Here is a 1239-nt window from a genome sequence, read left to right as displayed (position 1 = left end):
TGGCCTGCCGCCGGTTTTGTGGACACCAGGTTAAGCTAATTTAGCTCGCTCCTCGAACTCGATCGGGCTCAGATAGCCTAGCGTCGAGTGCCTGCGTCGGCGATTGTAGAAGCGCTCGATGTAGTCGAACACATCCGCTCTCGCGTCATCCCTCGTCCTGTAGACCTTGCGGGCTGTCCGCTCGGTTTTCAGCGACGAGAAGAAGCTCTCCATCGCAGCATTGTCCCAGACGTTGCCCGACCGGCTCATCGAACAGGTGATGCCGTAGTCAGCCATCAGGCGCTGGAACTGCTCGCTCGTATATTGGCTGCCCTGGTCGCTGTGATGCAGTAGACTATCCGGCTTGCCCCTGCGCCAGATCGCCATGATGAGGGCATCGGTGACGAGCTGCGCCGTCATCTCGGCCTTCATTGCCCAGCCGACGACACGCCGGGAGAACAGGTCGACGACGGCGGCAACGTAGAGCCAGCCTTCGGCGGTCCAGATGTAGGTGAAGTCCGCCACCCATTTCTGGTTCGGGGCCGAGGCCTCGAAGGCGCGGTCGAGCAGATTGTCCGACGCGGCGGCCCGCACGCCGACATCCTTCGGCAGCCCACGGCGGCGTGGCCGTGCCCGCAACCCATGCTCCCGCATGATCCGTTCGACCCGATGCAGGCCGCAGGAGAACCCCTCCGCCAGCACATCGTGCCAGACGCGTCGTGCGCCATAGGTTCGATCACTGCTCTTGAAGCTCCGGTCGATCGCCGTCGCGAGCACGTCATCGTGCCGGGCATGCGCACTGGGGCTGCGATTGAGCCAGGCATGAAAGCCCGACCGCGAGACGTCCAGAGCGTCGCATAGCCATGCCACCGGCCAGGTGCTCCGGTGCTTCGCGATGAAGGCGAACCTCATGTCGCTTCCCTCGCGAAGAAGGCTGCGGCCTTTTTTAGGATGTCGCGCTCCGCCTTCAGCTTGGCCACTTCCCTGCGCAGCCGGTCAATCTCGAGTTGCTCGGGCTTCATCTGACCCTGCCCGGGAAAGGCATGCTGAGGATCCGTCTTCGCCTCGCGGACCCATTTACGCAGCACGTTCTCGTGGACATCCAGGTCGCGGGAAGCCTGCGCAACGGCAACGCCCCGGTCCTTCACCAATCTTACAGCCTCAAGCTTGAACTCGCGGCTGAACCTCCGTCGTTGCATTCCAGCTCTCCAGTCCCGTTGAACACCTTATCTCGGTGTCCACGAAACCGGCAGCAGGCCA

1 protein-coding gene is annotated in these 1239 nt (G+C 62.9%); it reads right to left on the bottom strand.

All coding sequences use genetic code 11. The annotated features are described in order from the left end of the window. Window positions 1-30 precede the first annotated feature (30 nt). A protein-coding gene (locus ABLE91_RS28910) for an IS3 family transposase (protein WP_348936011.1) occupies window positions 31-1178 on the bottom strand; the annotation gives its coding sequence in 2 pieces (ribosomal slippage) (window positions 31-929 and window positions 929-1178; 1149 coding nt in all). Window positions 1179-1239: the final 61 nt, after the last annotated feature.

Origin of the sequence: Aquabacter albus (assembly GCF_040049275.1) — a bacterium.
Taxonomy (GTDB): domain Bacteria; phylum Pseudomonadota; class Alphaproteobacteria; order Rhizobiales; family Xanthobacteraceae; genus Aquabacter.
The sequence above is the reverse complement of the archived record's forward strand: the minus strand, read 5'-3'. Positions and strand labels throughout refer to the sequence as shown.